Raw genomic sequence first — 25384 nt, 5'->3', positions numbered from 1 at the left:
GGCGCCGCCGCCTTCCGCCGCGACGTCGGAAGGCGGCGGCGCCTCGGCCAGGCGCAGGGCGGCCACGGGACCCATGGCTTGAACCGCGTCCTTCGACAGCTGGTGCAGGTCGACCAGCGGCGTCCCGGTCTCGGCGGCGACCGCGCGCACGGCGTCCGCCCAGGGGGCGAGGTCGTCGAACACCTTTCCGGCCTTGAACTGTCGGCGGATCATCGGCGTGACCAGCACCGGCCGGGCGCCGACCGCGCGGGCCTCGGCGACGAAGCGGCGGAGGTTGGCGGGGAACTCCGTGGCCAGGTCCGTCGAGCGCTCCGGCCGTCCGGGCTGGTCGTTGTGGCCCAGTTGGATCAGCACCCAGGTCGTCTCGAAGCCGCCGGCGCTCATCTCCTTCAGCGCCAGGGCCCACGAGCCCTCGTCGCGATAGGTGCGGGTCGAGCGCCCGCCGCGTCCCAGGTTCACGCAGGCGAGCCTCGAGGACACGCGCCTGGCGCAGAACGCCCCGCCCCAGCCGCTGTTGACCGCCACCGTCGAGTCGCCGACGAGGACGATCTTGCTGGCGCGGAAGACGGGCGCCTGGGCCTGGGCGGCGGGGGCGAGCGCCAGGGCGGCGGCGATGACGGCTTCGAGCATGGCGACCTTCAAATCGGTGGGACCGTCCTCGCCCTTCGACAGGCTCAGGGTGAGGACGACTTTTAGCGCGGCGGTAGAGAACCTCACCCTGAGCCTGTCGAAGGGCGAGGTTCTCGGCGGGCCGCCTAACCCAGCGCCCCATATCGGAAATCCCTGAACCGCGCCGAGCCCTTGCCGGCGGCGTAGAGCCCTGGCTTCAGCATCAGAAAGCCGCCGCGCACATTGTGGTGGTAGCCCGAGACCTCCATGCCCCGGTCGAACCGCTTCCAGGTCCTGCCGCCGTCGCCGCTGGTGTGGAAGCTGACGATGTGGCGGGTGTTGCGCAGCCGCATCCGCATCCGCGCGCCGTGCGGATTGGCCGGCCGGCCGCGCTCGATGCCGTACTGGTGGGTGACGAAGGCCTTCTCGTCGAAGCCCAAGCCGCAATAGAGCTGTCGGTCGTAGAACAGGATCAGCCCCGCGCGGGTGTCGGGATCGACCTCGATGTCGCACTCGATCTCGTAGGCCTGGTCGCCGTTGACGAAGATCAGCGGCGCGCCGCTGGACGGCGCCTCGCCCGCGCCCTTCAGGGTCAGGACGCCGTTCTCGCGCTGGATGCGGCCCTGCTCCCCCGGCTTGGGGTCGAAGAAGGCCCACTGCACGCCGTACTTGTCGGTGGAGAAGTCGTCCGACAGCGCCTTCCCATGCGGGCCGGGCTTGCCGCCTTTCGGCTTGGGGATCGGTTTCGAAAGATCGCCGCCGCCGACCTCGAACCAGCCGTCGGCCGTCCAGGTCACCGGGGCCAGCAGGGTCTGGCGGCCCAGGGTGTAGAAGCCGTTTTCATAGCCGTGATAGACGGTCCACCAGTCGCCGCTTGGGCCTTCGACCAAGGTGGCGTGGCCGCGCGACCACCATTTTTCGGCGTTGTCGACGGTACGGACAACCGGATTGCGCGGGTGGTTCTCCCACGGTCCGGCCAGCGACTTGGCGCGGGCGACGATGACCATGTGGCCGGTCGGCGGGCCAGCCGTGCCGCCCACGGCGGTGACCAGGTAATAGTAGTCGCCGCGCCGCATGACCTTGGGGCCCTCGGGCGAGAAGCCTTCGACGTCCCAGTCGTCCGGATAACGCCAGGGGTCGTAGACGTGCTCGGGCGCGCCGACCGTCGACAGGCCGTCGGGGGCCAGCTGGATGCGGTCGCCGCCGGACAGGAACAGCCAGCGCTGGCCGTGCTCGTCGACGATGTGGCCGGGGTCGATATAGCGCGGCAGCTTCAGGTCGATCGGCTCGGACCACGGCCCCTCGATCTTGTCGGCCCAGATCACGTAGCTGGTGTTGTTGTTGGGCGCCTTGGCCGGCAGGTAGATGTAATAGCGGCCGTCGTGCTTGCAGAGCTCGGGGGCCCAGATCGAGCCGACATTGGTCTTCAGGGTCGTGGTGACCGGCGTCCAGTTCACCAGGTCGCGGCTATGCCAGATCAGCAGCCCCGGATAGGCGTCGAAGGACGAGTGGGTCATGTAGTAGTCGGCGCCGTCCTTCAGGATCGACGGGTCGGGATGGTCGCCGGCCAGGATCGGATTGAGGAAGGTCCCGTCGCCGAGATCGGCCTTGCGCTGGCCCTCGATCCCGCGCGCCCAGGTCTTGGGGGCCGCCGGGGCGGCTTCGCCGCCTGCGGGCAGGGCGGCCAGGCCGGCGCCGGTCAGCAGGGAGCCCAGCGCTCCGCGACGATTGATCTTGGCCATGGCGTTCCTTCCCCTGCGCTTGGCGCTGTTATCGGTCACAGCTAGCGGCAAGGGCGCGGCTTTGTCCACCGGTGTCATGAGGGTCGAGCCGCAAACGAAAACGCCCGGGAGAAGCCTCCCGGGCGCTCGTGTTCCTGGATGCTCCCCCTTAGGGGGAGGATTGGCGCTACCCCTCCATCGCCTCAAGCTCCTTGCCGCGCGTCTCGTGGATCAGCTTCTGCACGAGGAAGAACGAGACCAGGGCGCAGACGGCGTAGAAGCCGTAGGTGGCCGGCAGGCTGGCCTTCTTCATGATCGGGAAGCTGAACGAGATGGCGAAGTTGGCGATCCACTGGGCGAAGCCGCAGATGGCGAGGGCCGAGCCGCGCATCTGGTTGGGGAACATCTCGCCCAGCATCACCCACATGACCGGACCCCAGGAGAGGTTGAAGAAGATCACGTAGAGGTTGGCGGCGACCAGGGCGATCGGGCCGATCGACGGATCCAGGTGCAGGGCGCCATTGACCGTGGTGGCGGTCGAGAAGCACCAGGTCATCACGCCCAGGGTGACGGCCATGCCGATCGACCCGATCAGCAGCAGCGGCTTGCGGCCGATGCGGTCGATCAGGGCGATGGTGGCCAGGCACGCCAGGATCGACAGCGAGCCCGACAGGATGTTGATCTTCAGGCTGTCGTCCTCGGTGAAGCCCACCGACTGCCACAGCACCGAGCCGTAGTAGAAGACGATGTTGATGCCCACCAGTTGCTGGAACACCGCCAGCACCAGGCCGGCCCACAGGATGACGCGCAGCTTCTTGGTCACCGGGTCCAGCACGTCCGAGAGCTTGGGCTGGTGGTCGGCGGCGAGCGAGGCGCGGATCTCCTCGACCTTGCGGGCGCCCTGGCCGGCCCCGAACAGGCGCGACAGGACCGCCTCGGCCTGGGCGTCCTTGCCCTTGGCGACCAGGAAGCGCGGGCTCTCCGGGATGCCCAGAAGGCAGAGGAAGAAGAAGCCGGCGGGGATGACCTGCATCCAGAACATCCAGCGCCAGGCGGGCAGGCCCAGCCAGAACGCGGCGGTCGAGCTGCCGGCGGTGTGGGCCAGGGCGTAGTTGGCCAGGAAGGCGCCGGTCAGGCCGGTGATGATCATGATCTGCTGCACGGAGGACAGGCGGCCGCGAATGTTGGCGGGCGTGACTTCCGAGATGTAGACCGGGCAGAGCACGCTGGCGGCGCCGACGCCCAGGCCGCCGATCAGGCGGAAGATCACGAAGACCAGCGAGGTGTGCGCCGCGCCGGTGCCCAGGGCGCTGATCACGAACAGCAGGGCCGAGATGATCATCACCGTGCGGCGGCCCCAGACGTCGGCCAGGCGGCCGGCGGCGAAGGCCCCAAAGGCGCAGCCCAGCAGAATGGCGGCGACGTTCAGGCCCTCGCCCGCCTCGGTCAGGTTGAAGGCGGCCTTCAGGCCGGTCTGGGTGCCGTTGATGACGCCGCTGTCATAGCCGAACATGAAGCCGCCGATCGTGGCGACGGCGACGATGGCGGCGACGAAGGCCATGTTGACCTTCATGCCCTCCGCGCTCATGCCGGCGCTCGGGCCGGCGTTGGATACTGAAGCCACAGGTTTCCTCCCCATGGGGCCTTCCCGGCCCATTTGACGCCCCGACGGCCCTTTTCGGACCTCTGGTTGACGGCGACCTTAGTGTTACCGGTATCAGCACGCAAGCGGTGGTTCAGGCGCTCGCGCGGACTCTTCGCCGATGGCGAACCGATAGCAGAGAAGGGGGAGGTTAAGCGACGGGGCGCGTGCCGGGCGAGGGCTCAGGCGCGGGGCGGGGTGTCGTATTTCATCGCCCCGATGTCGTTGCCCTCGGGGTCCAGGAAGCGGATCAGCGTCCCCACGGTCGGGATCGTCGCCTTGGCGAAGATCACCTTGCCGCCGTGCGCCTCGACCGCCGCCGCCACCGCGTCGACGTCCTCGACGGCGAAGGTCGGCTCCAGGCCGTTGAGCCCGGTCCCCGAGCGGGGCTCCGAACGCTTGTGCATCAGGCCCTGGATCCCGGGCGCGGCGTCGTCGCCGGTCTGGATCAGGTAGAAGCCGGGCGGTCCCCACGGTTCGAAACGCCATCCGAAGACGGCCTCGTAGAAGGCGCGGGCGCGGTCGACATCGTCGACGTGAAGGGCGAAGGCGGCGAGGTTTGCGGTCATGTGGCAAAGCTAGTCCCCATGGCTTCGGCGCCGCAATCCCGCTATCTAGTCAAACAATGTCGAGAAAACGTCGCCTGCCCGCCGACGAGCCCTTCGTGGTGATCCGCAGCGCCGCCGCGGATCTGCCGCGCGGCGGGGCGATCGGCGGGCATGCCCACGATTGGAGCCAACTGGTCCATGTCGCCGCGGGCCTGGCCAGCGTGCGCACGGCGGCGGGCGCCTGGGTGGCGCCGCCCAGCGGCGCGGTCTGGGTGCCGGCGGGCCTGGATCACACGATCCGCTTCGTCGGGCCGAGCGCGTTCCGCACCCTCTACATCCGTCCGGACTGGCGCGACGACCTGCCCCGGGCCGCCGGGGCGCTGGCGGTGTCGGGCCTGCTGCGCGAACTGATCCTGCGGACGGTCGAGGTCGGCATGCTCGATCGCCGCGACGCGACCGAGGCGGCCCTGGCGGCGCTGATCGCCGGCGAGCTGCAGGCGCGGGGGCCGCCGCCGTTCGTCCTGCCCGCGCCGACCAGCCACGCCACCCGCCGCGCGATCGCGCTGGAGGGCGACATCGCGACCGTCGCCCGGACGGTGGGCCTGGCGCCGCGCACGCTGGAGCGGCGTTTCCTGGCCGAGACCGGGGTCAGCTTCGGGCGCTGGCGCCAGCAGAGCCGACTGCTGAGGGGGCTGGAGCGGGCGGCGGGGGGCGCCTCGATCAAGGCCGCCGCCGAGGCCGCGGGCTACGCCTCGCCCAGCGCCTATGTGGCCGCCTTCCGCAAGGCGTTCGGCGAGACGCCAGGCAAGTATTTCGACGTCTAGACGCGTGGAGGTCAGCGCGGGCGCCGCGTCACGCCCAGATGATGCTCGGCCTCGGTCACCCCGGCTTCGACGCCCAGCTCGGCATAGAGGTCCCCGGCCTCGCGCCAGGCGTCGAGCGCCGGTCGGCCCAGCGCCTCCAGCGCCAGCGCCGTCTGGCGCAGGGCGTTGGCCAGCGACAGGCGCGGCGCGTCGGCCCGCGCGCGATACAGCGCGACGGCCTCTTGGGCGGCGGCCAAGGCGGGCGTGGGCCTGCCGGCCTCCCGGTCGAGATCCGACAGATGACGCAGGGCGTCGGCCACGGCGATCGGGGCGCCCGCGTCTCGCGCGGCCAGGGCCGCCCGGGCATAGGTCGCGTGGGCCAGGTCGACGCGGCCGGCGGCGCGGGCCTGGCGCGCCTCGGCCATCAGCGTCTCGTGCTCGGGCAAGGCGATGTCCTCCCAGGCGTCATCCCGTTCGATCGGCGCGCAGCCGGCGTCTGACGGCGCCCACGCCGAGCAGCGCCAAGGCCGCGAGCGCGGCCGGGATCAGGGCCAGCAGCCAGACCACGACGACCAGAGCAAGCTGCGCCGCCGTCGTCACGACCACCAGGCCGCGCGACTCTCCAGCGTGTTGGAAGGCTCTGCTCACCGACAAGGCGCTGTCCGCGTTCGTAAGACCTGTCTGAAGTCGCGAGTATAGACCTACTCTCACGATCAACCTAGACAAGAATTTTACATTTGCGGTCACATTTCCCAGGTCGGCGTTCGCCGATTTTCTCGAACAGCCGTCGCCCGCCGCCGCGACTTAGTGATTGTGCCGGGGCGGCTTGGACGCCAGGTCCTGGTATTTGACCGCGAATTCCAGCACGCCGCCGGTCTCCAGCTGGCCGGTGTGGGCGCGGTAGATCTCCTGCCAGGGCGTCATGGTCGCCGGGACGGGCGGTATGCCGTCCTTCTTGCGCTCGGCGATCGTCGCCTCGTCCACCAGGGCGTCGCAGCGGCCGGTGTTGAGGTCGATGCGGATCACGTCTCCGGTGCGCAGCCAGGAAAGCCCGCCGCCGACCGCGCTCTCGGGCGAGGCGTTCAGGATCGAGGGGCTGTCGGCGGTGCCCGACTGACGGCCGTCGCCCAGAGTCGGCAGGCTCATGATCCCCTTCTTCAGCAGGTGATCCGGCGGCTGCATGTTGACGACCTCGGCCGAGCCGGGCCAGCCGATCGGCCCCGCGCCGCGGATGACCAGGATGCAGCGCTCGTCGATCTCCAGCGCCGGGTCGTTGATCCGAGCGTGATAGTCGTCGGAGCCGTCGAACACGATGGCGCGGGCCTCGAACACGCCTTCCTTGCCGGGCTCCGACAGATAGCGCGCGCGGAAGTCGGCCCCGATGACGCTGGACTTCATGATCGCGAAGTCGAACAGGTTGCCCTTCAAGACCAGGAAGCCAGCCTTCTCGGCCAGCGGCTGGGCGTAGGGGAAGATCACCTCGCGGTCGGTGGTCTCGCGGCCCTCGAGGTTCCGCGCCATGGTCTGGCCGGTGACGGTCATCACGTCTCCGTGCAGGCGGCCGTTCTGGAGCAGCTCCCACAGCACCGCCGGCGCGCCGCCGGCCCGGTGGAAGCGCTCGCCCAGATACTTGCCGGCCGGCTGCATGTTGACGATCAGCGGGATGTCATAGGCCGCGCGCCAGTCGTCGGCGGTGATCTCGACGCCCGCGTGGCGCGCCATGGCCACGATGTGCGGCTGGGCGTTGGTCGAGCCGCCGGCCGCCGCCACCAGGGCGATGGCGTTCTCGAAGGCCTTCTTCGTCAGAATGTCGAGCGGCTTCACGTCCTCATAAGCCAGGTCGACGATCCGCTGGCCGGTCTTGTAGGCCATCTGGCCGCGCTCGCGGTATGGGGCCGGGATAGCCGCGCAGCCGGTCAGGGACAGGCCCAGGGCCTCGGCCACCGCGTTCATGGTCGAGGCCGTGCCCATCGTGTTGCAGTGGCCCGCCGACGGCGCCGAGCTGGCGGCGCGCTCGATGAACTCTTCCTCGGTGATCTCGCCGGCCGCCAGCTTGCGGCGCGAGCGCCAGATCACCGTGCCCGAGCCGACCAACTCGCCCTCGTGCCAGCCGTCCAGCATCGGACCGCCCGACAGGACGATGGCCGGGATGTTGACCGTGGTGGCGGCCATGATGCCGGCGGGCGTGGTCTTGTCGCAGCCGGTGGTCAGCACCACGGCGTCGATCGGATAGCCGTGCAGGGTCTCGACGAGACCCAGATATGAGAGGTTCCGGTCCAGCGCCGCCGTCGGGCGACGGCAGTTCTCGAAGATCGGATGGACCGGAAACTCCATGGGGATGCCCCCGGCGTCGCGGATCCCGTCCCGCACCCGCTTCACCAGATCCAGGTGGATGCGGTTGCAGGGCGAGATGTCGCTGCCGGTCTGGGCGATGCCGATGATCGGCTTGCCGCTGCGCAGCTCCTCCGGCGTGATCCCGTAGTTCATGAAGCGCTCCAGATAGAGCGCGGTCATGTCGATGTGGTCGGGGTTATCGAACCAATCGCGGGAGCGGAACCGGCGGGGCGTGCGGTCAGGCAAGGCGAACCTCGTGTTGCGGCTGTCCGGCGACATCGACCCGGACGGCGAACAGACCGCCGGCCAGCGGATACTGGGCCAGGGTCTCGTCGCTCAGGTCCTTGCGCGCCGTGGTGAAGTAGAGGGTCTTCAGATCGGGCCCGCCGAAGCAGGGCTTGGTGACGTTCGGGGCGGGCAGTTCGACGCGGCCTATCGCCTCGCCCGTCGGCGAGAAGCGGATCGCGCCGAAGCCGCCCCACAGGGCGGTCCAGAGGCACCCCTCGGAATCGACCACCGAACCGTCCGGATAGACGTCGTCGCCGAGCGCGATCTTCACGAACACGCGCTTGTTGGACAGCAGGCCCTCGGGCGACAGATCATAGGCCCAGATCGTCTTTTCCAGCGTGTCTGTGTGGTAGAACGTCTTGCCGTCGGGCGACACGCACGGGCCGTTGGTGATGCAGATGTCCTTGTCCATCCGCGCCACGCCCTGGGCGTCCATGCGGTACAGCGAGCCGGTCTTGGCCGTTTCGCCATCGTGCATGGTGCCGAACCACAGGCGGCCTTGCGCGTCGACCGTCGCGTCATTGGGACGGTTGTCCAGTTCCGGCGGCTCGATGGTGAGCAGCGGCTGGTAGCCCGACAGCGGGTGGAACTTGTAGAGGCCGGACTTCAGGCCGGCGATGAAGCCGCCCAGCGAGAGGGGCGCCACGAAGCCGACCGGCTCGGGCGCGCCGACGGCCAGGGCTTCGCCGGTGTCGGGCTCGTAGCGGAGGATCTTCCGCCCCTTGATGTCGACGAACCACAGCGCGCCGCCGAACCAGATCGGGCCCTCGCCCAGCGTGGCCTTCAGATCCCAGACGCAGGTAACTTGATCGCTCATGACAGCCTCTTCAAAGCCCTCTCCCTGGATGGGGAAGGGTTAGGTGGCGGTGTCGGCGGCGTTCGATCCCGGATCGCCGCGTCACCCCATCCCCGACCCTCCCCCTTCAAGGGGGAAAGGGGCGTTTGTCAACGCCAGCCCGCGTCGATCCAGTATTCGTGGCCGGTGCAGAGGCTGGCGTCGTCCGAGGCCAGGAACAGCACCAGCGAGGCGACGTTCTCCGGGACGATGCGGCCCTTCAGGCATTGAGCCTTGACGATCTCGGCCTCGCCCTCCGGCGTGTACCACTTCTCCTGTCGCTTGGTCTTGACGTTGCCGGGGACCACGCAGGTGACGCGGATGTCGTCGGGACCCAGCTCCCGAGCCAACGCGCGGGTCATGCCTTCGATGCCGGCCTTGGCCGTTTCATAGAGGACGAGGTCCTCAAGGCCGAGGTGCCAGCTGATCGAGCCGAAATTGATGATCGCCCCGCCGCCGCGCTTGGCCATGCCCGGCGCGACCGCCTGGGCGGCGAACACCATGTGGCGCAGGTTCACGCCGATGCGGTTGTCCCAGTATTCGGGGGTCAGGTCGGCCAGGGTGTGGCGATCGTCGTTGCCGGCGTTGTTGACCAGCACGTCGACCTCGCCGATCTCCGCCAGCGTGGCCTTCAGCGCGGCCAGGTCCATCAGGTCGCAGCGCTTGTAGACCGGCGCGATGGCCGCGCCGGGCGAGAGCTGGGCGACCAGGGCCTCGGAGTCCTCGTCGATGATGTCGAGGAAGATCACCTCGCTGCCCTGGCGCACGAAGCCGGCCACCAGGCCCGCCCCGATGCCCGAACCGCCGCCGGTGATGACGACGCGCTTGCCCTTCAGGCTGGGATAGATGGCGGAGGACATGCTGCTTAGGACCACGAATAGGAGGTTTTGGTCTGGGTGAAGAACTCGACGGCGGCGAAGCCCTGTTCGCGGGCGCCGTAGGAGCTGCTCTTCGTGCCGCCGAACGGCACGTGATAGTCGACGCCGGCCGTGGCCAGGTTGACCATGGTCATGCCGGCGCGGGCGTGGCGCTGGAAGTGGCGGGCGTGCTTCAGCGAGGTCGTGGCGATGCCGGCCGACAGGCCGAACTCGACGCCGTTGGCGATCTCCAGGGCCTCTTCGTAGCTCTTGACCCGGATGGTCGAGGCGACGGGGCCGAAGACCTCCTCGTTGTTGATCCGCATGCCGGCCTCCGTGTCGGCGATCAGGGTCGGCCGCACGTACCAGCCCGGATTGTCGAGCTTGATCCGATCGCCGCCGGTGACCACGCGGCCGCCTTCCGAGGTGGCGATGTCGATATAGCGGTAGCTGGTCTCCATCTGGTCCTCGCTGACGGCGGGACCGATCTGAGTGTTCGGATCGAGCGCGTCGCCGACCCGCAGGGCCGCGACCTTCTCGGCCAGCAGGGCCACGAAGCGGTCGTGGATGCCGTCCTGGACGATCAGGCGCGAGCTGGCCGTGCAGCGCTGGCCGGTGGCGAAGAACGAGCCGTCCAGGGCGATGGCCACGGCGCGCTCCAGGTCGGCGTCGTCCAGCACGATCAGCGGGTTCTTGCCGCCCATCTCCAGCTGCACGCGGGCCTGGCGGGCCACGGCGGCGGCGGCCACCTGGGACCCGACGCTCTGCGAGCCCGTGAACGAGACGCCGTCGACATCCTTGTGCTTGACCAGGGCGTCGCCCATCGACCCGCGGCCGAACAGCATGTTGAAGACGCCCGCCGGGGCGCCGCACTCGGCCATGATGTCGGCGATGACGTTCGCGGTGGCCGGGGTCGGGCCGGCCGGCTTGATCACCACGGTGTTGCCGAAGGCCAGGGCCGGGGCGGCCTTCCAGGCCGGGATGGCGATCGGAAAGTTCCACGGCGTGACCAGGCCATAGACGCCGACCGCCTGGCGGTAGGTCTGGATCTCGACGCCCGGACGGGTGCTCTCCAGGTTCTGGCCGTGGCGGCGCAGGGCCTCGCCGGCGAAATACTTGAAGATGCGGCCGGCGCGGACCGTCTCGCCGATCCCCTCGGCCAGGGTCTTGCCTTCCTCGCGGGCCAGCAGGCGGCCGATGTCGGCGCTGCGGGCGATGATGGTCGAGCCGACCTTGTCCAGCAGGTCCGAACGGACCTCCGGCGAGGCCTCGGACCAGGCCGGGAAGGCCTTGCGGGCGGCGGCGACGGCGGCGTCGACCTCGGCCTGGCCGCCCATCGGGACCTTGGCGACGACGTCGTGGGTGTTCGAGGGGTTCAGGCTCTCGGCCGGGGCGTCGGCGGCGACGCGTTCGCCGCCAATATAGTGGCGCAGGGTGTCGGTCATCGCGCTGACTTTCCTAGAGGAGGCCGCGGCCGGCCAGATTGCGGATCAGGGCCGAGAGGCCGAACGTCCAGGGCTTGGCCTGGTCGCAGGTGGTGACCTCGTTCTCCAGCACGCCCAGCTTGGGCGTCGAGACGCGGACCCGGTCGCCGACCTTGTGGGTGAAGCCCTGGCCGGGCGTGTCGCGGTCCTGGATCGGGGCGAACATCGTGCCCAGGAACAGGGCGAAGCCGTCCGGATACTGATGCTGCTTGCCAAAGGCCTGGCCGGCCAGCACGGCCGGGTCGCGGCTGATCAGGCTCATGTTCGACTTGCCGTCGAGCACGAAGTTGTCGCGGCCGGTGATCTTCAGCTCCACCTCGGCCGAGCGGACGTCGTCCAGGCCGAAGGCGCCGTCGAACAGGCGGAAGAACGGCCCGATGGCGCACGAGGCGTTGTTGTCCTTGGCCTTGCTGAGCAGCAGGGCGCTGCGGCCCTCGAAGTCGCGCAGGTTGACGTCGTTGCCCAGCGACGCGCCGCGAATCTGGCCCGAACCGTCGCACAGCAGCACGACTTCCGGCTCGGGGTTGTTCCAGTGGCTGTCGCTGCGTACGCCGACATGGTCGCCCCAGCCCATCGAGGACAGGGTCGGGCCCTTGGTGAAGATCTCGGCGTCGGGGCCGATGGCCACTTCCAGGTACTGCGACCACAGGCCGTCGGCGACCAGCGCGTCCTTGAGCCGCGCCGCGCCTTCCGAGCCCGGCTCGACGCTCTTGAGGTCGCCGCCCATGCGGTCCGACAGCTGCTGGCGGATTTCCAGGGCTTTCGCCGCGTCGCCGCGCGCCCGCTCCTCGATGACCCGCTCCAGGGTCGAGACGGCGAAGGTGACGCCGGCCGCCTTCAGCACCTGCAGATCGACCGGGGCCAGCAGCTTCACGGGCGCCGCGCCGTCGGGGTCTTCCCAGATCGGGCGGATGTCGAGGGCCTCCAGCGGACCCTTGTCCTCGCCGCGCGGGATCTCGGCGCCGGGCGCATAGGCGTTCATCAGGTCGGCTGCCGTGGGGGCGATGCGCGACATGTCCTCGACGCGACCGCCGCGCACCAGCACGGGCGTGGGGCCTTCACCGAAGTCGATGCGGCCCAGCAAGGTCGCGTCACGCCAATCTTCCGGCAGGAATTCACTCACGCCCACGGCGTCATCTCCCCTTGTCGAGCGTCTTGAGGCGCCGATACCACGGCGGCGCTCGTTCTCTAAGCACTTGGTAGCGCTAACATGTGGCGACGGCAAGCTGCTTGTCTGACCAATTATGAACCCTCTCCCGGAGGGGAGAGGGTTTCCTAAGCCCCCACCGGCCCGCTCGAGTCCCGCACGATCAGCGTGTGAGGGTGGGTCAGCTGGCGAGGCTCGGTTCCGCCGTCGCGTTTGCGGCGGATCTCCTCCAGCACCAGATCGACCGCGGCGCGGGCCATGGCGGCGATCGGCTGGTGGACCGTGGTCAGGGCGGGCCAGATGTTGTCGGCGATCGAGGTGTCGTCGAAGCCGACGATCGACACGTCGCCCGGCACGTCGAGGCCCAGGCGATGGGCCAGGCCCTCGGCGGCGGCGGCCATGTCGTCGTTGGCCGCGAAGATGGCGGTGGGGCGGGGCTCGGCGGCCAGCAGCCGCTCGGCCGCGTCCAGGCCCGAGCGATAGGTGAAATAGCCCTGCTCGACCCGGATGTTCTCCATCGGCACGCCCGCCGCCTTCAGCGCGCCCATGAAGCCGTCCAGCCGCTGCTGGCTGACGGTCTGGTTCGGGTGGCCCTTGATGAAGCCGAACCGCTTGTGGCCCAGGCCGATCAGGTGCTGGGTCAGCTCGAAGGCGGCCGCCTCGTTGTCGATGCGGATCGTGGCCATGTCGGTGCTGGCCGCGCCCGGGGCGACGGCCACGGCGGCGGCGCCGGCGGCGCGGATCTCGGCCAGCACTTGCGGCGACTCGCACAGCGGCGGCGGCAGGATCAGGCCGTCGACGCCCGTCTTCAGCAGCCGGGCCAGGGTGGCGCCGGCCAGCTCCGGCTCGGCGCATTTCTCGATGACGATCTGGGCCCCGGTGCGGCTGCTCTCGTCCAGCGCCCCGACCAGGAACTCCGACAGATAGCCGGTCGAGGGGTTGTCGTAGAGCAGGCCGATGCGGAACGGCGCCGAGCCGGCCAGGCTGCGCGCGGCGGGATTGGGGGCGTAGTTGAGGTCGGCGATCGCCTGCTCGACCAGGGCGCGGGTCTCGTCCTTGACCGTGCTCTCGCGATTGATGACCCGCGAGACGGTCATCGGCGAGACGCCGGCGCGGGCGGCGACGTCGCGGATGGTGGCGCTCTGGGTCGTCCGGCGGCGCTGGCGTTCGGCGGGCTGGCTCATTCTCGGTGTTCGTCCCTTCGCAGGGCCGCGAGACTAGACCGCTTCGGGCCGCGCTTGGAAGACGCGCCGGCTAGTAGACGTCCCGCCGGTAGCGGCCCTCGTCGGTCAGGCGCTCCAGCGCCTCGGCCCCGAGGATCTCGATCAAGGCCGCGTGCACCTCGCGCGACATGCCCTCCAGCGATCCGCAGACATAGATCGCCGCGCCGTTGGCGACCCAGCGGCGCAGGATGGTCGCCGCCTCGCGCAGGCGGTCCTGGACATAGACCCGCTGCGCCTGGTCGCGGGAGAAGGCCAGGTCGACCCGGTCCAGCAGGCCCGAGGCCCGCCAGGCCTCGATCTCGTCGCGATGGAAATAGTCGTGGGCCTGCGTCCGCTCGCCGAACACCAGCCAGTTCCAGCGCACGTTCAGCGCCGCCCGGGCCTTCAGATGGGCGCGCAGCCCCGCCAGGCCCGTGCCCGCCCCGATCAGGATCAGCGGACGGTGGGCGTCGGGCGCGTGGAAGCTCCGGTTGGTCCGCACCCGGGCCTCGATCGGCTGGCCGACCTCCGCGAGGCGGCACAGCCAGCCCGAGCCCAGGCCCGGCGCGCCGTCGGGACCCAGCATCAGACGCACGATCAGCTCGACCGCGCCGTCGGACGGCAGGGAAGCGATCGAATATTCCCGGTGCGGCAGGTCCGGGTCGTTGCGCGGGCCGATCTCCAGGATGTCGCCGGCCTGCCAGGTCGCGCCGGCCGGCGGAGTCAACCGGACGGACCAGGCCTCGCCGCCGGGGCTGCCCGGGTTGAGCAGCGTGCGCTCGGCCAGGATCCAGCGGTCATAGGCCGGGCGGGTCCAGTCGGGGGCGTCGGTGACGCCGGTCAGCTGGGCCAGCTGCCCCTGCCAGTGGCGCAGCGCGGCGGGGTCGCCGTCGTCGACCTCGACCCGGTCGAACAGCGGGCTCGCGCCGGCGTGGGCCAGCCAGGCGTCCAGCGTCCGGCCGAACGCGCAGGGATGGGCGTAGCTGAAGTCGCCCAGGGCCAGCACGGCGTAGCGCAGGGCCGACAGGTCGAGCCCGTCCTTCATCACGTCGCGCAGGAAGGGTCTGGCGGCGTCGGGCGCGTCGCCCTCGCCGGTGGTGCTGACCACGAACAGGGCGCGGCCGGTCAGGTCGGCGGCGGTGACGGCCGAGAGCTCGCGCAGGATCACCGGCGCGCCGGCCTCCGACAGCGCCTTGGCGGTGGCGGCGGCCAGCTCCTCGGCGAAGCCTGTCTGGCTGGCGAAGGCGACCAGGATCGGCTCGCCCTCGCCCCGAGACAGGTTTCCGGCGGCCTTGCGCGCGGCGGCGCGGCGCAGGGCCTCGCGCGCGGCGATGGCCAGGCAGAACAGGGCGTAGAGCGCCAGCACGACGCCGGCGGCGATCAGGCGGCGCGCCTCGGGCGGCAGGGCGTGAAGATCGGGCATCAGTCGAGCATCGCCGAGAGGGCGGGGGACAGGCGCTCTTCGAAGCCGTCGTCGGCGCGGCTGACGATCAGCGCGGCCAGGTCATGCGCGGTGGCGAAGGCCAGGGCCGCGTCCGGCTCCATGACGGTCAGGGCGGTGGCCCAGGCGTCGGCGCTCATGCAGTCCTTGGCCAGCACGGTGACGCTGACGGTTGGATGGGTGGTCGGCGCGCCGGTCCGGGGATCCAGGGTGTGGGCGTAGCGGCGGCCCTCGTGGTCGAAGAAGCGGCGATAGTCGCCGGAGGTGGCGACCGACAGGTCGTGCAGGGCGACCAGGGTCGGTTCGGCGTCTGCGGCGCCCAAGGCGTCGCGGGGCGGGCGCTCCAGCTCGACCCACCAGGGCTGGCCGTCGGGCTTGGCGCCGGTTCCGCGCAGCTCGCCGCCGACCTCGACCAGGTAGCTGCGCACGCCGGCGCGATCCAGGGCGGCGGCGGCCTGGTCGACGCCGAAGCCCTTGGCGATGCCGTTGAGATCCAGGCGAAGGCCGCCGGGCTGGAACAGGGCCTCGCCGTCCAGGGTCAGGCGCCGCCAGCCGCTGGCCTCGCGAAGGGGCTCGACCGACTCCGGCTCGGGCGGACCGCCCGAGAAGGGACGCGGGCCAAAGCCCCAGAGATCGACCAGGGCGCCGAGGGTCGGGTCGAAGGCCCCGTCGCTGGCCCGCGCGATCTCGATCGCCCGGCGCAGAACCGTCGCCATGCCGGCGGGCAGGGGCGTCCAGCTTCCGGGCGCGGCGCGGTTGTAGCGCGACAGGTCCGCCGCCGGCTCCCACGGGCTCATCTCGGCGACCACGGCGTCGAGCGCGCGCTGGACCATGGCGGCGAGCGCCGGCAGGTCGACGGTCGAGGGCAGCACCGCCTTGACCGACCAGGTCGTGCCCATGGTCGCGCCGCCGAACGCGCGCACGTCTCCGCCCACCGGACGGGCGGGCGGCGTGGTCAGCACGGGAACGAGGACGCGAGGCATTGGGTCGTTCCTGAACCCTTCCCCTTGATGAGGGAAGGGCAGGGTTGGGGGGGATGCGGCGGTGAGGCTGGCGCGATGTTCGCGAACGGCGCCGCCCCCATCCCCGAAGGTTTCCCCCTCCTAAGGGGGAGGGGGCGTCTTACGGCGTCTGGGCCTCGATCACCGCGGTGTAGCTGGCGCTGTAGCCGTCGCCGGCCAGCGGCTGGGCCGCCGGCGGCTGTCCGCCCATGCCCGGCATGCCGCCGGGGGGCGGTCCGCCCCGACCGGTCTCGCCCGAGCGATAGCTGGCGCTGATCCACCACAGGCCCGCCTGGGGCACGGTGATCTTGAAGGCGCCGTCGGGGCCGGTCTTGACCACGGTCTCGGCCTCGCCCTTGGCCGACCAGCGGTCGTAGCCGCGCATCAGCGTCACCTCCAGGCCCGCCGCCGGCTTGCCGTCGATCAGCAGCTTGAAGGTCGCCGGCTCGGTGGCCACCACGTCCGACGGGTGGGTCACGGCCTGCAGCTCCAGGCCCTGGCCGGTCGGCTTCAGCGCCGCGTCGGTCGGCTTGTCGCGGGTCACGAAGGTTTCGCTGCGCGAGACCGAGCGGATGGTCTTCAGATCGGCGGCGCCGGCCGGAACCTGCTTGGCGAAGTCCTCGCCCGAACCCCGGAAGCGCTTGACCTCGCCGTTCTCGGTCCAGCTGGCCATGATGCTGGTGGTCACCGAGGCGACCTTCCACGTGCCCGGCTTGGTCACCTGCACGTCGAAGGTCGAGCGGAACTTGCCCATCGACGGGCTGCTGGGCTGGACCGGCTGACCGTCGGCGTCCAGCACCGTGATCGAGGTGATCGGCAGCGGGCGCAGGTCCGGGAAGAACAGATCGTCGGACGAGGCCGCGTCGAACGTCACCCAGGCGTTGGGGCCCGACAGCACGGTCGTCGAGGGGGCCACCCAGTTGCGGCCGGCGTGGGCCGCGGCGGGCAGGATCGCGGTCGCGCCCAGGGCGACGACGGCGAGCAGGCGGGCTTTCAGGCTCATGGCGCGGGCCTTTCTCACTTCACCGTCACCGAGACGGCGCCGAGCTCGGACGCGCCCTTGCCGGCCGTCTTCCCCGGCTTGCCCCAGCTGAACGGAACGCTGACCGACTCGAAGCCGCCGGCCTCGCGGGCCGCGTCGATCACCAGGTTGTACTGACCGGGCTTGAGGCCCTTCAGCGGACCCTTGGCGTCGCTGAAGCTCACCTTCTGCGGACCGGGCGCGTGGGTGGCGCCGCTGATGCCGTCGGCGTTGGGGAAGGTCATCTCGCGGCCGGCCTTGCGCCACCACTTGCGCATGTCCTTCAGCCACTTCTCGTGGTTGGGCTTGTACCAGACCGCCAGGGTGCCGGCCGAGGTCCCGTCGGCGTTCTCGATCCAGATCGAGATGTAGGGCGCGTGGTACTCGGCGACCTTCTGGGTCGGGATCGTGAAGTTGACGTCGAGATCGGCGGCCATGGCCGGCGCCGCGGCGCCCAGGCCGATGGCCGCGCCGGTGAAAGTCAGCAGGGGGATAGAACGCTTCACGATGAGACCTCAGAGATGGACGAAAAGGATGACGAGAAGGATCGGCGCGACCAGGCCCAGCCCGACCAGCGGCCAGGTCAGCGGCCGCGCGCGGGCGTGGAACTGCAGCAGGATCAGGCCGGTGATCGTGAAGATCACGCACGCGCCGGCGAAGATGTCGATGAACCAGCCCCAGGCCTTGCCGGCGTTGCGGCCCTTGTGCAGGTCGTTGAGCAGGCTGATGGCGCCGCGTGTCGTCTTTTCATGTTCGATCGCGCCGGTCTGGCGGTCGATCGACACCCAGGCGTCGCCGCCGGGGCGGGCGAGGGCGACATAGACCTCGTCGGCGGACCAGTCGCCCACGCGCCCCGCGACGTCGGCGCCGACCGCCTTGTCCAGGAAGGGTTCGAGCTGAACGGGCAAGGGACGCTTGCCCTCGGTCGGACCCTTGGCCAGCAGGGCCAGCAGCTCGGGCGGCAGGGTCGCCTTGCGATCGACCACCACCGGCTTGGCCTCGATGGCGTCGGCGTGGTTCAGGGTGAAGCCCGTCACCGCGAACAGCAGCATGCCGATCAGCGACACGGCCGCGCTGATCCAGTGCCACTGGTGCAGCTGCTTGAGCCAGAAGGAGCGGCGGGTCTGGGCGGCGGCGGATTTCAAGGGCGTGTTCGCGAAGGACCTTCGGACGGCGTGAGACGTCCATACTTGAGAACGGTTTGCAATTGCAAGCGTGCGCGCCAAGCTTTGGCGCGCACGGCGGCTTTTCCATCGGTCCCAGCTATGGCGGGAGCGTGACAGATTGTTGCGCCACCGTAGCACACGACCCCGGGACGGGGCGCTAGACGGCCGTTTCCTGGCGGAAGGTCGCGACGAGCACGTCGCGCAGGGCGGGACTTTCGGGATCCAGCGGGCGGATGGGGGTGACCCCGTGCAGCACGCGCCGGTCGTCCAGGAACACCGCGTCGCCCGGCGCGGTCAGGGTGAACGAGCCGAGGCTTTCGCCGTCCGGCGCGAAGATGTCGGTGACGCCGCTGTCGACATTGCGCCGCTCGACCAGCATGACGATGACCCAGTCGACGCCGTCGCGATGCGCGCCCTCCGGGGTCGGCAAGCCGGCTCCGCCGGCCTGGGCCTCGATGCGGAACTGGTGCAGTTCGACGTGCCACGGCGTGGCGGGCGCGCCGGATAGCGGGTGGAACAGCTCAAGGCCCGCCGCGATCACGCCTTGGGTGACGGGGTGGTCGGCGATCGCCTCGGTGACGGGCTCGAACCAGCGCTGCACGCCGCCGTTCAGCGGGTTGTAGTCGCGGCTCTGCCAGTGCGGCTGATGCGGCTTGCGGACGACCTGACCGGGCCGGGCGGAGAAGGCCGCGAACCGTCGGCGGCGATAGCGGCCGCCGTCGGCCATGAAGCCGTCCAGCGGCAGGTCGTTCCAGCTGTCGGCGAAGCGCGTCCAGTCCCGGGCGCCGATCAGCGCCATCGTCTCGGGACCGTCGAACCGGACGAAACCGTCTGCCGCCAGCCGATCGGGCGCGCTCAAGCCTCCGCGTCCGGCTTGAAGAACAGGCCCAGCTTCAGGCTCCGCGCGATGCGCTCGGCCTTCTGGCCGACGATGGCGGCGCGCGGGGCGTCGAACAGCTCGACGCAGGTCTGATGGAAGAGATTCAGCCAGGGCATGAACAGGCCCTCGGTCAGGCCCTCGACGCCCTGGTGCGCGACCATCGGCTGGCCCTTGTAGCGGCCGGTGGTGTTCAGCACCGACGACCAGAAGTCCTTCAGCTTGGCCAGGTGCGCCGGCCAGCCGTCCTCGCCGATCGCGTGCTCGAAGATCGGCCCCAGGCGATGGTGGCGACGGACGCGCGCGTAGAAGGTCTCGACCAGGGCGTCGATCTCGTCGTCGGTGAACAGGGTCTCAAGAAGGGGCGCGGAAACAGCCATGGCCGCAACATGGCCCTTTCGGCGGCGGACTGAAGCCCGTCCAGATCAAACTTGGCTTTCGATTGTTACTTAAGGGGGGCTTCATACAAACACCGTCTCCCCGGCGAATGCCGGGGCCCAGATTCATCCTGAACATTTTGGGCTGGCCCGCCAAAGCGTTCGCCAAATCAACACGCTTGTGGGTTCGATCTGGGCCCCGGCATTCGCCGGGGAAACGGGTTTCTGGTAGCGCGCTCACGCCACCGTCAGCGTCGCCTTCTTCAGATCCACCGAGTTCGGACCCACCAGGATCGAGAAGTCGCCGGGCTCGACCACGCGCTTCATCTCCAGGTTCCACATCCACAGATCCGACGGCTTGATCTCGAAGGTCACCGTGGTCCTGGCGCCCGGCGCGAGGGTCACGCGCTTGAAGTGCTTGAGCTCCAGCACCGGACGGGTCACCGAGGCGGCCTCGTCGTGGATGTAGAGCTGCACCACCTCGTCGCCGGCCACCTTGCCGGTGTTGGTCACGTCGATCTCGACCTTGACGCTCTCGCCCTGACCGATCGTGGTCTTGGCCAGGCGCGGGGCCGAGATGTCGAAGGTCGTGTACGACAGGCCGAAGCCGAACGGGTACAGCGGGCTCACGTCCCCGCCCAGATAGCCGCGACGGGCCGTGGGCTTCCGGTTGTAGTAGATCGGCAGCTGGCCGACGTCGCGGGCGATGCTGACCGGCAGCTTGCCGCCCGGATTGGCGCGGCCGAACAGCACGTCGGCGGCGGCGTTGCCGGTCTCCTGACCCAGGTACCAGCCCTCGATCAGGGCGTCGGCGCGCTGGGCCAGCAGGTTCACCGACAGCGGCCGGCCGTTCAGCAGGAAGACGACGGTGGGCTTGCCCAGGTCGAAGATCGCCTTGGCCAGGTCGTTCTGCTGGCCGACGAGATCGAGGCTCTCGCGGTCGCCCAGGTGATTGTCGGCCCAGGCCTCGCGGCTGGTCTGCTCGTTGTCGCCCAGCACCATGACCACGACGTCGGCCTTCCTGGCCACCTCGACCGCCTCGGCGATCAGCTTGGCGTTCACGGCCGGGTCGGTGAAGTTGACCTTGTCCTGGGCCCAGATGCGCTGCTCGGTGATCCGCACGGCCTCGGCGTAGTCGAGGGCGAAGCCCTGCGCCTTGGCCTCGGCGGTCAGGCCGTCCAGGATCGAGACCACGTGGCGCGGCTTGTCGGAATAGCCGCCGATCGGCGTGTCCTTGGCGTGGGTCCCCAGCAGGGCCAGACGCTTGATCTTCTTGCCGTCCAGCGGCAGCACGCCCTTGTCGTTCTTCAGCAGCACGACGGTCTTGCGGGCGGCCTCGCGGGCCAGGGCGATGGCGTCGGGCGTGGCGGTCTTGGCGTCGGCGGTCTTCTCGTCGCAGTAGGGGTTCTCGAACAGGCCGGCCTGGAACTTCATCTCCAGCACCCGGGCGACGGCGGCGTCGACCTCGAATTGCGGGATGCGGCCGGCGCGGACGAGCTCGGGGATCAGGGCGTAGGCCTCGCCGTCGGGAAGTTCGACATCGACGCCGGCGTGCATGGCCATCACCGCCGTGTCGGCCAGCTTGTCGGTCAGCTTGTGGCGGGCGATCAGCTCCTTGATCGCGAAATAGTCGCTCTGGACCGAGCCCTTGTAGCCCCACTCCTCGCGCAGGATCTTCGTCAGCAGCCAGCGGTTGGCGTGCGAGGGCACGCCGTCGATCTCGTTGTAGCTGGGCATGACCGACCGCACCGGCAGCTCCTTCACCGCCCGTTCGAACGGCGGGAAGAAGTTCTCGCGCAGGGTGCGCTCGGCGATCTGGGCGGGGCCGACATTGGTGCCGTTCTCGGGCTGGCCGTGGCCGGTCATGTGCTTGAGCGTGGCGAAGACCTTGTCCTTGCCGAGCGGCAGGGTCGTTCCCTGGAAGCCGCGGATGGCCGCCAGACCCATCTCGGCGCAGAGATGCGGGTCCTCGCCATAGGTCTCCTCGATGCGGCCCCAGCGCGGGTCGCGGGCGACGTCGACCACCGGGGCCAGGGCCATGTTCGAGCCCCGGGCGCGCATCTCGCGGGCGGCGACGGCGAACACCTTCTCGGCCAGCTCCGGATCGAAGGTCGAGGCCAGGCCGATGGCCTGCGGGAAGCTGGTGGCGTCGCGGGCCACGAAGCCGTGCAGCGCCTCGTCGTGCATCAGCAGCGGGATGCCCAGGCGCGTCTTCTCGACGGCCCAGTTTTGGGCGGCGTTGGTGTAGCGGGCGGCCTGGGGCGCATTGCGGCCGACCGAGCCGTCCTCGGCCCCGGCGGCGGCGCCGACCACGGTGGCCGGCTTGAGGCCGCGGCGGTCGGTGGGGCGCGAGATCTGACCAAGACCGTTGGGGAAGTTCTTGCTGGCTTCCTCCGGCGAGAACTCGCCCTCGGGGGTCTGGATCTTGGCCTTGGTCAGCCAGATGCCGATCAGCTGGGCGGCCTTCTCCTCCAGCGTCATCCGCGACAGCAGGTCCTGGACGCGGGCGTCGACCGGCTGGGTCGGGTCCTTGTAGAGCGGCTTGCCGCCGGAATTCCTGGGCGTCTTGTCGGCGGCGAGGGCCGGCGCGGCGGCGACCGACAGGGCCGCGAGGCTCGCGCCGAACAGGCGGCGGGTGAGGGTGGTGGTCATCCTGTCGTTTCCCCGAGCTTGCGCTGGTGCGGGGCGGCTCTCAGGGGCCGCCATTGGCCGGCACTATGGGGGCGGTTGTCAGACCACTCAAGCGAGAAATGGTACCGGTCTCATTTTCTCGATGGGTGGTCGCGGTCCGGACGTGAAAAAGGGCCCGCATGGAGGGGCGCGGGCCCTTTGTTGTACGCGTTCGGAGGGATCGAACGGGCGGAGGATGCCACGAACGCCGGCGCTCCGCCCTTCTCCAAATCGTCGCAGGCCGCGAACGCGGCGCGTCGCGGCCCCGGTCGACTACTTCTTGGGGGCCAGGATGTCGCCGAGATGGTCGGGGACGCCGGCGATCCTTTCGAGGCGCGGATAGCGCAGGCCGCCGCGGTAATCGATCTTGACCGTCCGATAGCGGCTGCCGTCCTTGATCAGCAGCTCGACCAGCGGGTTCTCCGGCTTCATCGCCGCCTTGACCGCCTCCTTCAGCTTGTCGCCCTCGTAGGCCTCGCCGTTGACGGCGACGATGGTCAGGCCCTGGGTCAGGCCGGCCTTGAACGCCGGGCCGTCCCACTGGACGTCGGTCAGCACGCCGTCGCCGCCCACCGAAAGCCCGAGCGAATAGGACAGCGACACGCTCTTGGAGCGGGCCTCGGCCTGCTTCATGAAGTCGGTCGGCGTGTCGGTATAGACCAGCTTGTAGCCGCCGCGCTCGAGGCCATCCAGCGGCGCGCGGGGCTGCACCTCCTGGATGCGGCTCTTCAGGAACTTGGCCCAATCGTACGGATAGACGCCGTTCAGCGTCTTGACCACGTCGTCGAAGACGTAGGTGTGCTCGGAGAACGAGCCGTTATCGATGCCGAAGAAGGCCTTGGCGAAGTCGTCCAGCGACTTCTTGCCGCCGGTCTTCTCGCGGATCAGGGTGTCGGCGTCGAGCCAGACCAGCTGGCCTTCGGAATAGTAGTCCTCGCTGCGCTGCCACGACAGCCAAGAGAGCGGCTTGCGGTTGGCGATGATCGGGTCGTTGGTGGTGTCCTGCACCGGACGCCAGTCGCGGCCGCGGCGGTTGTCGTAGACGGCGGCGGTGGCGGCCATGGAGTCCAGGGCCTGCTGCTTGGTCATCAGGCCGGCGCGCGCGGCCAGCACATTGCCCCAGTACTGGGTCTGGCCCTCATAGACCCACATCATGCTGTCGCGCATCGGCACGTTCAGGTTCGGCGTCCACAGGTCGGCGGCGCGCCGGAACTTGCCGTTCCAGGAGTGGGTGTATTCGTGCGGCAGCAGCGAGCGGCCGGCGTACTGCTTCTCCCAGTCGGTGAAGTACTTGGGCGAGACGCCGTTCTCCGACGAGCGGTGGTGCTCCAGGCCGATGCCGCCCAGGCGGTCGGACATGGCCACCAGGAAGTCGTAGTGGTCGTAGTGATGCGAGCCGTAGAGCTTGTAGGCCTGTTGCACGAGCTCCTTGTGCGCCTGGATCTGCTCGGGCTTGGCCTCAAGGTTGTCGGGGCTGTCGGCCACGAGGTTCAGGCGCACCGGGGCCGGACCGGTCGGGTCCAGGTCGATCGACTTGAAGTACTTGCCGGCCATCATCGGCGAGTCGACCAGGATCTCGACATTGGTCGGCTTGAAGGTCGTGGTCTGGCCGTCGGTCTTGGCGGTTTCCAGGGCCGTGGCGAACTTCCAGCCCTCCGGCAGCTTGACGCTAGCCTCGACCGGGATCTGGCGGGTGTAGTAGCCGGCCGGATACATCACGACCTGCAGCCACTGCAGGTTCAGCATTTCGGGCGTGACCTCGATGCGCCCGACCTTGCCCTCGACGGCGGTCAGGAACTGGTAGCGGATCTGGATTTCCTTGACCCCCGCCGGCACGTCGACGTGGAAGGCGTGGACATTGACCACGTCGCGGACCCACGGGATGCGCTTGCCGTTCGCCGTGACGACCAGGCCGGCCAGCTTGTCCAGATCGTTGCGCGGCGAGTGGCCGCCCGGCACCCACTGCGGATAGAGGAAGACGAAGTCGCCCGACTTGGCGACCGGCATGGTGGTCGTGACGTTCCAGATCTTGCGGTCCAGATCAGTGGCGTCGACGGCGACCTTCAGCTGGCCGACATAGGGGATGTCGCGCGGGGCGGCGATCGGCGGGGTCGGCGGCGCGGACTCGGGCGGGCTCTGGGCGAGCGCCGCGGTGGCGACCAGGGACAGGACGGAGACGGAGAAGAACAGCGCTTTCACGAAACACCCCAATGCGGCGCGCGGGTATGCGCCCCGCGACGAGAAGCGGGATGTTTGTGGCCTTCATCCTGACTTGTCGAGGGCAAGTTGGCCGGAGGAGGCCTGGCGCCCGAAAATGGTCGGTTTATCGTTTCGATGCTGAAACTTAGCGTCGTCCGAGCAAAGAAAATCCTCCCCCGAGGGGGAGGATTTCAGCATTGGCCTCAGCCCAGCGGCGGCGAGGTCGGGACAGCGGTGGCGGCGGCCTCGGTCCCCCGGTCGACGCGCAGATTGTTCTGCACGTTGTCGACGCCCGAGACACGCTCGACCAAGGCCTCGGCGCGCTTCTTGTCCTCGCGCGAGCGGACCGTGCCCGAGAGGGTGACGTCGCCGTTCTCGACCGCGACCTCGATCCCATGGGCGTCCAGCCAGCTGTCGTCGGTCAGGCGGTCGTTGATGTCGTCGCGCACGCGCTCGTCGGACCGGCGGTAGCCCTTGGGGCCCCGGCCGCGATGCGCGCCGTCGGCCTCGCGGCGACGCTGGGCGTCGTGGTCGCCCATCCAGGACGAGACCTCGTCCCGCGCCCGGTCGAACCAGCTGCGGTCCTCGTCGTGGGCCGAACGCTCCCCGCCGCGCGGGGCGAAGCCGCGGTCGCGGCTGGGCACGCCATAGGCGTAGCGGTCGCGGTCGCGATGGTCGAAATAGCGCTCGTCGCCATAGTCGGCCGTTCGCCCGCCGCCGCTCCGGCCGTAGTCGCCGGTGGCCGAGCCGAAGTCGTGGCCGCCGACGCGGCCCCAGTCCCCGGGCTGGCGATAGCCGCCCGCGCCCGCGCCGTAGTCCGCGCCCGACCGCGCGCGGCCATAGCCGATGTCGCCGCCCTGTTGCGCCGCGCGCAGGAAATCGTCGCCGTGACGACGGCCGCGATCGCGCTGATCGTAGTCATAGGCCGGATCGCGCCGGCGCCCGGCGTCGTAGCCGTAGCCGCGCTCGCGGTCGAAATCGCCGTCGGGCTCGACGTCGAAACGGCCTTCGCGATCATTCCATCTCTGGGGCATGGGTCTTCTCCGTGGCTTCGGGAGGGGCGGGCGCGCCGGGGCGCCCTGGCTCTCGAACGAGCGGGCGAAGACGCCCGTTCCTAGGGCGGAGCTTGGATCGGCGAATCTGTGCGTAACCTGTGGGGGAC

At 69.8% G+C, this 25384-nt stretch carries 23 protein-coding genes; 1 reads left to right on the top strand and 22 read right to left on the bottom strand.

Features of this window, described 5'->3' with window-relative positions; genetic code table 11:
• The 4 genes from Q0V34_RS13795 to Q0V34_RS13780 form a co-directional block, all read right to left on the bottom strand.
• Window positions 1-630, bottom strand: a 630-nt coding sequence (locus Q0V34_RS13795; protein WP_297512829.1) for a rhamnogalacturonan acetylesterase, incomplete at its 3' end; no start/stop codon positions are given.
• Between the two features lie 125 nt (window positions 631-755).
• Window positions 756-2351, bottom strand: a complete 1596-nt coding sequence (locus Q0V34_RS13790) for a family 43 glycosylhydrolase (RefSeq protein ID WP_297512827.1) — start codon at window positions 2349-2351, stop codon at window positions 756-758.
• A 166-nt stretch (window positions 2352-2517) separates the two neighbouring features.
• The gene (locus Q0V34_RS13785) at window positions 2518-3954 is read right to left on the bottom strand and encodes a sugar porter family MFS transporter (RefSeq protein WP_297512825.1); all 1437 of its coding nucleotides are present in this window, start codon (window positions 3952-3954) and stop codon (window positions 2518-2520) included.
• A 200-nt stretch (window positions 3955-4154) separates the two neighbouring features.
• The gene (locus tag Q0V34_RS13780) at window positions 4155-4541 is read right to left on the bottom strand and encodes a VOC family protein (protein ID WP_297512823.1); all 387 of its coding nucleotides are present in this window, start codon (window positions 4539-4541) and stop codon (window positions 4155-4157) included.
• A 56-nt stretch (window positions 4542-4597) separates the two neighbouring features.
• Between Q0V34_RS13780 and Q0V34_RS13775 the strand changes: the two genes are divergently transcribed.
• Window positions 4598-5344: a helix-turn-helix domain-containing protein gene (locus Q0V34_RS13775; protein ID WP_297512821.1), complete on the top strand. Its 747-nt coding sequence runs from the start codon at window positions 4598-4600 to the stop codon at window positions 5342-5344.
• 11 nt (window positions 5345-5355) lie between these two features.
• On the opposite strand, the gene Q0V34_RS13770 is transcribed toward Q0V34_RS13775, so the two are convergent.
• The 18 genes from Q0V34_RS13770 to Q0V34_RS13685 form a co-directional block, all read right to left on the bottom strand.
• The gene (locus Q0V34_RS13770) at window positions 5356-5769 is read right to left on the bottom strand and encodes a hypothetical protein (protein ID WP_297512820.1); all 414 of its coding nucleotides are present in this window, start codon (window positions 5767-5769) and stop codon (window positions 5356-5358) included.
• A 19-nt stretch (window positions 5770-5788) separates the two neighbouring features.
• Complete coding sequence (locus tag Q0V34_RS13765; RefSeq protein WP_297512836.1) at window positions 5789-5971, bottom strand: hypothetical protein; 183 nt, start codon at window positions 5969-5971, stop codon at window positions 5789-5791.
• A 156-nt stretch (window positions 5972-6127) separates the two neighbouring features.
• Window positions 6128-7903, bottom strand: a complete 1776-nt coding sequence (xylD, locus tag Q0V34_RS13760; RefSeq protein ID WP_297512819.1) for a xylonate dehydratase XylD — start codon at window positions 7901-7903, stop codon at window positions 6128-6130.
• Window positions 7896-8762: an SMP-30/gluconolactonase/LRE family protein gene (locus tag Q0V34_RS13755; protein ID WP_297512818.1), complete on the bottom strand. Its 867-nt coding sequence runs from the start codon at window positions 8760-8762 to the stop codon at window positions 7896-7898. Before Q0V34_RS13755 ends, xylD begins: the two co-directional genes overlap by 8 nt.
• 128 nt (window positions 8763-8890) lie before the next feature.
• Entirely contained in the window at window positions 8891-9640 is a 750-nt protein-coding gene (gene xylB / locus Q0V34_RS13750; protein WP_297512817.1) for a D-xylose 1-dehydrogenase, read from the bottom strand.
• Window positions 9641-9645: 5 nt separating this feature from the next.
• The gene (locus Q0V34_RS13745) at window positions 9646-11082 is read right to left on the bottom strand and encodes an aldehyde dehydrogenase family protein (RefSeq protein ID WP_297512816.1); all 1437 of its coding nucleotides are present in this window, start codon (window positions 11080-11082) and stop codon (window positions 9646-9648) included.
• A 13-nt stretch (window positions 11083-11095) separates the two neighbouring features.
• Window positions 11096-12250, bottom strand: coding sequence for a fumarylacetoacetate hydrolase family protein (locus tag Q0V34_RS13740; protein ID WP_297512815.1), 1155 nt, complete (start codon window positions 12248-12250; stop codon window positions 11096-11098).
• A 146-nt stretch (window positions 12251-12396) separates the two neighbouring features.
• Entirely contained in the window at window positions 12397-13452 is a 1056-nt protein-coding gene (locus tag Q0V34_RS13735; RefSeq protein WP_297512814.1) for a LacI family DNA-binding transcriptional regulator, read from the bottom strand.
• A gap of 70 nt (window positions 13453-13522) precedes the next feature.
• Window positions 13523-14893 (bottom strand): sulfite reductase subunit alpha, encoded by a 1371-nt coding sequence (locus Q0V34_RS13730; RefSeq protein WP_297512812.1) that lies wholly within the window; start codon window positions 14891-14893, stop codon window positions 13523-13525.
• On the bottom strand, window positions 14893-15846 hold the full coding sequence (locus tag Q0V34_RS13725) for an FAD:protein FMN transferase (protein ID WP_297512834.1): 954 nt from the start codon (window positions 15844-15846) through the stop codon (window positions 14893-14895). Before Q0V34_RS13725 ends, Q0V34_RS13730 begins: the two co-directional genes overlap by 1 nt.
• 187 nt (window positions 15847-16033) lie before the next feature.
• Window positions 16034-16915, bottom strand: coding sequence for a DUF4198 domain-containing protein (locus Q0V34_RS13720; RefSeq protein WP_297512810.1), 882 nt, complete (start codon window positions 16913-16915; stop codon window positions 16034-16036).
• 14 nt (window positions 16916-16929) lie between these two features.
• The gene (locus Q0V34_RS13715) at window positions 16930-17439 is read right to left on the bottom strand and encodes a DUF2271 domain-containing protein (RefSeq protein ID WP_297512808.1); all 510 of its coding nucleotides are present in this window, start codon (window positions 17437-17439) and stop codon (window positions 16930-16932) included.
• Window positions 17440-17448: 9 nt separating this feature from the next.
• Entirely contained in the window at window positions 17449-18078 is a 630-nt protein-coding gene (locus Q0V34_RS13710; RefSeq protein WP_297512806.1) for a PepSY-associated TM helix domain-containing protein, read from the bottom strand.
• 178 nt (window positions 18079-18256) lie between these two features.
• Window positions 18257-18898 carry a 2OG-Fe dioxygenase family protein gene (locus tag Q0V34_RS13705; protein ID WP_297512831.1) on the bottom strand — a complete coding sequence of 214 codons (642 nt, stop codon included), beginning with the start codon at window positions 18896-18898 and terminating at the stop codon, window positions 18257-18259.
• A 56-nt stretch (window positions 18899-18954) separates the two neighbouring features.
• Window positions 18955-19356 (bottom strand): group III truncated hemoglobin, encoded by a 402-nt coding sequence (locus Q0V34_RS13700; RefSeq protein WP_297512804.1) that lies wholly within the window; start codon window positions 19354-19356, stop codon window positions 18955-18957.
• A 234-nt stretch (window positions 19357-19590) separates the two neighbouring features.
• Window positions 19591-22005: a glycoside hydrolase family 3 N-terminal domain-containing protein gene (locus Q0V34_RS13695; RefSeq protein ID WP_297512802.1), complete on the bottom strand. Its 2415-nt coding sequence runs from the start codon at window positions 22003-22005 to the stop codon at window positions 19591-19593.
• Window positions 22006-22296: 291 nt separating this feature from the next.
• On the bottom strand, window positions 22297-24234 hold the full coding sequence (locus Q0V34_RS13690; RefSeq protein WP_297512800.1) for a peptidase M61: 1938 nt from the start codon (window positions 24232-24234) through the stop codon (window positions 22297-22299).
• Between the two features lie 191 nt (window positions 24235-24425).
• Window positions 24426-25256: a BON domain-containing protein gene (locus Q0V34_RS13685; RefSeq protein ID WP_297512798.1), complete on the bottom strand. Its 831-nt coding sequence runs from the start codon at window positions 25254-25256 to the stop codon at window positions 24426-24428.
• Window positions 25257-25384: the final 128 nt, after the last annotated feature.

The sequence above is a fragment of the uncultured Caulobacter sp. genome (assembly GCF_947036865.1).
Lineage (GTDB): Bacteria > Pseudomonadota > Alphaproteobacteria > Caulobacterales > Caulobacteraceae > Caulobacter.
Note: the sequence above shows the minus strand (reverse complement) of the source record. Positions and strands in the feature narration are given on the sequence as shown.

Bases quoted from the DNA above. Each gene is read 5' to 3' on its own strand.
- Q0V34_RS13780 (WP_297512823.1), bottom strand. From the start codon at position 4,541: ATGACCGCAAACCTCGCCGCCTTCGCCCTTCACGTCGACGATGTCGAC.
- xylB (WP_297512817.1), bottom strand. From the start codon at position 9,640: ATGTCCTCCGCCATCTATCCCAGCCTGAAGGGCAAGCGCGTCGTCATC.
- Q0V34_RS13700 (WP_297512804.1), bottom strand. From the start codon at position 19,356: ATGGCTGTTTCCGCGCCCCTTCTTGAGACCCTGTTCACCGACGACGAG.
- Q0V34_RS13705 (WP_297512831.1), bottom strand. From the start codon at position 18,898: ATGGCGCTGATCGGCGCCCGGGACTGGACGCGCTTCGCCGACAGCTGG.
- Q0V34_RS13790 (WP_297512827.1), bottom strand. From the start codon at position 2,351: ATGGCCAAGATCAATCGTCGCGGAGCGCTGGGCTCCCTGCTGACCGGC.
- Q0V34_RS13735 (WP_297512814.1), bottom strand. From the start codon at position 13,452: ATGAGCCAGCCCGCCGAACGCCAGCGCCGCCGGACGACCCAGAGCGCC.
- Q0V34_RS13730 (WP_297512812.1), bottom strand. From the start codon at position 14,893: ATGCCCGATCTTCACGCCCTGCCGCCCGAGGCGCGCCGCCTGATCGCC.
- Q0V34_RS13685 (WP_297512798.1), bottom strand. From the start codon at position 25,256: ATGCCCCAGAGATGGAATGATCGCGAAGGCCGTTTCGACGTCGAGCCC.
- Q0V34_RS13745 (WP_297512816.1), bottom strand. From the start codon at position 11,082: ATGACCGACACCCTGCGCCACTATATTGGCGGCGAACGCGTCGCCGCC.
- Q0V34_RS13695 (WP_297512802.1), bottom strand. From the start codon at position 22,005: ATGACCACCACCCTCACCCGCCGCCTGTTCGGCGCGAGCCTCGCGGCC.
- Q0V34_RS13755 (WP_297512818.1), bottom strand. From the start codon at position 8,762: ATGAGCGATCAAGTTACCTGCGTCTGGGATCTGAAGGCCACGCTGGGC.
- Q0V34_RS13720 (WP_297512810.1), bottom strand. From the start codon at position 16,915: ATGAGCCTGAAAGCCCGCCTGCTCGCCGTCGTCGCCCTGGGCGCGACC.
- Q0V34_RS13775 (WP_297512821.1), top strand. From the start codon at position 4,598: ATGTCGAGAAAACGTCGCCTGCCCGCCGACGAGCCCTTCGTGGTGATC.